The sequence below is a fragment of the Thermosulfurimonas sp. genome (assembly GCF_015491435.1).
Taxonomy (GTDB): Bacteria; Desulfobacterota; Thermodesulfobacteria; order Thermodesulfobacteriales; family Thermodesulfobacteriaceae; genus Thermosulfurimonas_A.
In genome coordinates this window covers 1-4,814 of the sequence record NZ_WFVX01000173.1, presented here as the reverse complement: position 1 = coordinate 4,814, position 4,814 = coordinate 1, and the positions used below count along the sequence as shown (strand labels likewise).

General features: G+C 58.6%; 5 protein-coding genes. All 5 read left to right on the top strand.

Annotation, left to right across the window (positions count from 1 at the left end; translation table 11 throughout):
- The first annotated feature begins 87 nt into the window (after window positions 1-87).
- On the top strand, window positions 88-642 hold the full coding sequence (locus F8J34_RS07875) for a Uma2 family endonuclease (RefSeq protein ID WP_297058031.1): 555 nt from the start codon (window positions 88-90) through the stop codon (window positions 640-642).
- Between the two features lie 5 nt (window positions 643-647).
- The gene (gene uvrB / locus F8J34_RS07870; protein WP_297058027.1) at window positions 648-2,672 is read left to right on the top strand and encodes an excinuclease ABC subunit UvrB; all 2,025 of its coding nucleotides are present in this window, start codon (window positions 648-650) and stop codon (window positions 2,670-2,672) included.
- Between the two features lie 27 nt (window positions 2,673-2,699).
- A complete protein-coding gene (locus F8J34_RS07865; RefSeq protein ID WP_297058026.1) occupies window positions 2,700-3,968 on the top strand; it encodes a CinA family nicotinamide mononucleotide deamidase-related protein in 1,269 nt (422 codons plus the stop codon).
- 150 nt (window positions 3,969-4,118) lie between these two features.
- A complete protein-coding gene (locus F8J34_RS07860; RefSeq protein WP_297058025.1) occupies window positions 4,119-4,556 on the top strand; it encodes a nucleotidyltransferase in 438 nt (145 codons plus the stop codon).
- On the top strand, window positions 4,556-4,814 hold a 259-nt coding region (gene thpR, locus F8J34_RS07855; protein WP_297058023.1), incomplete at its 3' end, for an RNA 2',3'-cyclic phosphodiesterase. The genes F8J34_RS07860 and thpR, both read left to right, overlap by 1 nt.

Sequence of the window (4,814 nt, the reverse complement as noted above, 5' to 3'; positions counted from 1 at the left end):
GAATCCCCTTGAGGAGACTCTCCGAGGAGGTGAAAGCGGCCTTAAAAGGGTTTAAAATGGAAATTAGCCCCGTAAAGGAGCAACAAAATGAGTAAGGCCGCGACTTTTGGTCTTTATCCCCATTACACTTACGAGGATTATCGAAGCTGGGAGGGGCGCTGGGAACTCATCCGGGGTGTGCCCTACGCCATGACCCCCCTCCCCCACCCGAAACACCAGCGCCTGAGCGGGCGTATCGCCTACCTCCTGGAGGAGGCTCTTGAGGAGGCCGGCTGTCCGGAGTGCGTGGCTCTTCTTCCGGTGGACTGGAAGATCTCCGAGGACACCGTGGTCCAGCCCGACAACCTGGTCTTCTGCGGGGAGCTTCCGGAGGAAGATTTTATCACCAAACCCCCGGTGATGATCTTTGAGGTCCTCTCCCCGAGCACCGCCCGGAAGGACCGCATCCTCAAGTTCGCCCTCTACGAGGAGGCCGGGGTAAAGTACTACGTCCTGGTGGACCCGGATCGAAACGAGGCCGAGGTCTTTCGCTTAAAGGAAGAACGCTATCTCCGGGAGGGAATCTTTCCCGAAGGGCTTTACACCTTTGATCTCGGCCCCTGCCGCCTTAACTTTAATTTCCAAAGGCTTTTTCGCTTCTAAAAGTTATGTTTTACGGTCTGAGGCCCCGCGAGGAACGCTTTCACCTGGCCACGGACCTTAAGCCCACCGGGGACCAGCCGCAGGCCATAGAGGCCCTCACCGAGGGGGTCCTTTCCGGGTTCAAACACCAGGTCCTCTTAGGGGTCACCGGCTCGGGGAAGACCTTCACCATGGCCAATGTCATCGCCCGGGTGAATCGCCCCACCCTCATCATCGCCCCGAACAAGACCCTTGCCGCCCAGCTCTATAACGAATTCCGCCGCTTTTTCCCGGATAACGCCGTGGAATACTTCGTCTCCTACTACGACTACTACCAGCCCGAGGCCTACATCCCGGCCACGGACACCTACATTGAAAAGGACGCCTCCATAAATGACCTTATAGACCGCCTGCGGCATGCGGCCACCTCCGCGGTGCTCTCCCGCCGGGACGTGATCGTGGTGGCGAGTGTCTCCTGCATCTACGGCCTGGGCTCCCCGGAGGACTATGCCCGCATGCATCTTTACCTCCGGGTGGGAGACACCCTTCCCCGGGATCGGCTCATAAGGCGCCTTATTACCATGCACTACGAGCGAAACGACTACGACTTCCGCCGCGGGACCTTTCGCGTGCGCGGGGACGTGGTGGAGATCTTTCCGGCAAGCGAGGAAAAACGGGCTTTGCGGGTGGAGCTTTTCGGGGACGAAATCGAGGCCATAAAGGTCATCGACCCCTTCCGGGGAAAGGTCCTGGGGAGACTTAAGGAGACTGTGGTTTTCCCGGCCACCCATTACGTGACCGAGGAGGACCGCCTGCGCCGGGCCATAGAGGAGATCAAAAAGGAACTTGAGGAGCGCGTGCGTTACTTTGAGGAACGCGGAGAGCACCTTTACGCCGAACGCCTCAAGAAACGCACCCTCTATGACCTGGAGATGCTTGAGGAGGTGGGCTACTGCCACGGGATCGAGAACTATAGCCGTTATCTTGACGGCCGCCGCCCCGGAGAACCCCCTTATACGCTCCTTGACTACTTTCCGGACGATTTCCTCATCTTCATTGACGAAAGCCACATCACCATCCCGCAGCTTGCCGGGATGTACCGCGGGGATCGTTCCCGCAAGGAGACCCTGGTGGAATACGGTTTCAGGCTCCCCTCGGCCCTTGACAACCGGCCGCTTACCTTTGAGGAGTTTGAGGCCCGGGTGAACCAGGTGATCTATGTCTCAGCCACCCCCGGACCCTACGAGCTTGAGAAAGCCAAAGGCCGCGTGGTGGAACAGATCATCCGGCCTACTGGGCTTCTTGACCCGCGGGTTGAGGTGCGCCCGGCACAGAACCAGGTGGACGACCTCCTTTCCGAGATCCGGAAACGGGTGGCCCGGGGCGAGCGGGTCCTGGTCTGCACCCTCACCAAACGCATGGCCGAGGAGCTTACCGAATACTACGCGGACCTCGGGATCCGGGTGAAGTATCTTCACTCCGACATTAAGACCCTTGAGCGGGCCAGGATCATAAGGGACCTCCGCAAGGGGGTCTTTGATGTGCTGGTGGGGATCAATCTTTTGCGCGAAGGGCTTGATATCCCGGAGGTGTCGCTTGTGGCCATCCTTGATGCGGATAAAGAAGGGTTTTTGCGCTCCGAGCGTTCACTCATCCAGATGATGGGGCGTGCGGCCCGGAACGCAAACGGAACGGTCATCCTTTATGCGGACGAAATCACCCCCTCCATGAAGAAGGCCATTGAGGAGACCAATCGCCGCCGGCGCATCCAGGAGGAGTATAACCGCCGGCACGGGATCACCCCGCAAACGGTCAAAAAGAAAGTGGAGGACACGCTCGCCCGCATCGCCGAGGCCGACTATGTGGATCTTCCCAAACTCCTTGAGGTGGAGGATGAGGAGAGGTTTTCAAGCCTTGAGGAACTCAAGCGGGAGATCAAACGGGTGGAAAAGGAGATGAAAAAGGCCGCCAGGGATCTTGAATTCGAGCGGGCCGCGGCTCTCCGCGACCGCCTCTTTTCCCTGCGTCAGAAACTTCTGGAATGGAATTGACCCCGGTTTTGTGATACATAGGAAGGGATGGAAGGTGCCATCCTGGCCATAGGCAATGAACTCGTCTCCGGCCGGGTTCCCAATGTTACCAGTTTCTGGGCCGCGGAACGTCTTTCCCGCTACGGCTATCGGGTGCGCGAAATCGTTACCGTGGGCGACGAAAAGGAAGAAATCGTCTTTTACCTTCGGCATCTGCTTTCCAAGGCCCATTTTCTCCTGATTAGCGGGGGCCTCGGACCCACCGAGGACGACCTCACCAACGAGGCCGCGGCCGAGGCCCTGGGCCTGCCTCTGGAGCTCAATCCGGAGATCCTGGCCCGGATCCGGGAAACGGAAAAACGACAGGGGCTTCCGGCCCATCCCCTGCGGGAAAAGATGGCCTATCTCCCCCGGGGGGCCTGCCCCCTCTCCAGGGATCTTTCCGTGGCCGGATACCTGCTGCGCGAAAAAGACCGGCTCCTTTTCTTTCTACCCGGAGTACCGGAACAATTTCAGCGTCTGTTGATAGATCGAGTGCTTCCGGTGCTGCTGGAGACCTTTCCTCCCCGGGAAACCCTCTGCACCCGCACCCTGCGCTTTTTTGATCTGCGGGAGGCGGAAATCAATCAGGTGGTAAAGGAGACCGTTCCTCCGGAACTGGAGGTAGGGTTTTATCCGGTCTTCCCGGAGGTCCAGGTGGTTCTCACCGCCCGGGGGAGGGAAGATCGCGAGGTGCGAGAGCTTCTTGAAAAGGCGGTAAAAGTCCTTAAGGAACGCTTTCCCGAGCACCTTTTCGGGGAGGACGAGGAGGAACTTCCCCTGGCCCTCGGGCGGATGCTGCGGGCGCGCGGGGCGACCGTTTCGGTGGCCGAGTCCTGCACCGGGGGCCTCATGGCCTCTCTCATAACCCGCATTCCCGGATCCTCGGATTATTTTCTCGGCGGGGCGGTGACCTACGCCAATAGCGCCAAGGTGGGGCTCCTCGGGGTTCCGGAAAGGTTCATCCGGCTCTTCGGGGCCGTAAGCCAGGAGGTAGCCTGCGCCATGGCCGAAGGGGCAAGGAGGCGTTTCGGTGCGGATTTCGCCCTCTCGGTAACCGGGATCGCCGGCCCGGGCGGAGGAAGCCCGGAAAAACCCGTGGGCACGGTCTGGATCGGCCTTTCCACCCCCACGGAAACCGTGGCCCGGAAGTTCCACTTCCCCGGGACCCGGCACGAGGTCCAGACCCTTTCCGCTTATACCGCCCTTGACTGGCTGCGTCGCTATCTTCTTACCGGGAACCTTTACCCGACCTATCGTTTCGCCAAGACACCATGAAAACCGGAACCCTTAAAGAGCTTGAAACCCCGGAAATCAAAGGGAAATGGTTTCGAAAACTCTCCCCGGAGGAAAGACTGCGGGTATTTGACGAGTTTATGGAATTCATTTTAAGCCTCAATCCTGAACTGTTTAAAGGTAAGGTGCGGAATGCTCAACCGTTATCGCGAGATATTCGCATCCTTAGAAAGGAATCAGGTTAAGTACCTCATCATAGGAGGAATTGCCGCGGTATATCACGGGGTTCCGCAGGCGACGTTTGATTTAGATATTTTGATAGAGGCCACTCCGGAAAATGCTTCGCACCTGTTTAAGGCCCTTGAGGAGGCGCAAATGGGAACCGCGGCCCTCATTTCTCCAGAGGAGCTTTTAAGGCACGAGAGCGTGGTGTTTGAAGATCGGGTAAGGCTTGATGTCCAGACCCGCACCCCGGGACTCTCTTTTGAGGAGGCCTGGGAGCGAAGAATTGAAACGGAGTTTCAGGGGGTAAAGCTTTATCTCGTCTCCCGGGAGGATCTTATCCGGTCCAAAAAGGCTTCCGGGCGGCCGCGGGATCTTGAGGATGTTAAGATCCTGGAGGAGGCCTGATGCGCTGTTTTCTGGCCGTAGCCCTGCCGGAAGAAATCAAGGAGATCCTCCGCGGACTGCAGGAGGAACTGCGTGCTGCAGGGGCGGGGGTGCGCTGGGTGCGTCCGGAGGGTTTTCACCTCACGCTCAAGTTCTTCGGGGAGATCCCGGAGGAGAAACTTCCATCCCTAGTGCAAGCCGCGGAGCAAACCGCCCGGGATTTTGAGCCCTTTGAACTCACCCTTTCGGAAATAGGATTTTTTCCGGAAAAGGGAACCC

Bases quoted from the DNA above. Each gene is read 5' to 3' on its own strand.
- F8J34_RS07865 (WP_297058026.1), top strand. From the start codon at position 2,700: ATGGAAGGTGCCATCCTGGCCATAGGCAATGAACTCGTCTCCGGCCGG.
- F8J34_RS07860 (WP_297058025.1), top strand. From the start codon at position 4,119: ATGCTCAACCGTTATCGCGAGATATTCGCATCCTTAGAAAGGAATCAG.
- uvrB (WP_297058027.1), top strand. From the start codon at position 648: ATGTTTTACGGTCTGAGGCCCCGCGAGGAACGCTTTCACCTGGCCACG.
- F8J34_RS07875 (WP_297058031.1), top strand. From the start codon at position 88: ATGAGTAAGGCCGCGACTTTTGGTCTTTATCCCCATTACACTTACGAG.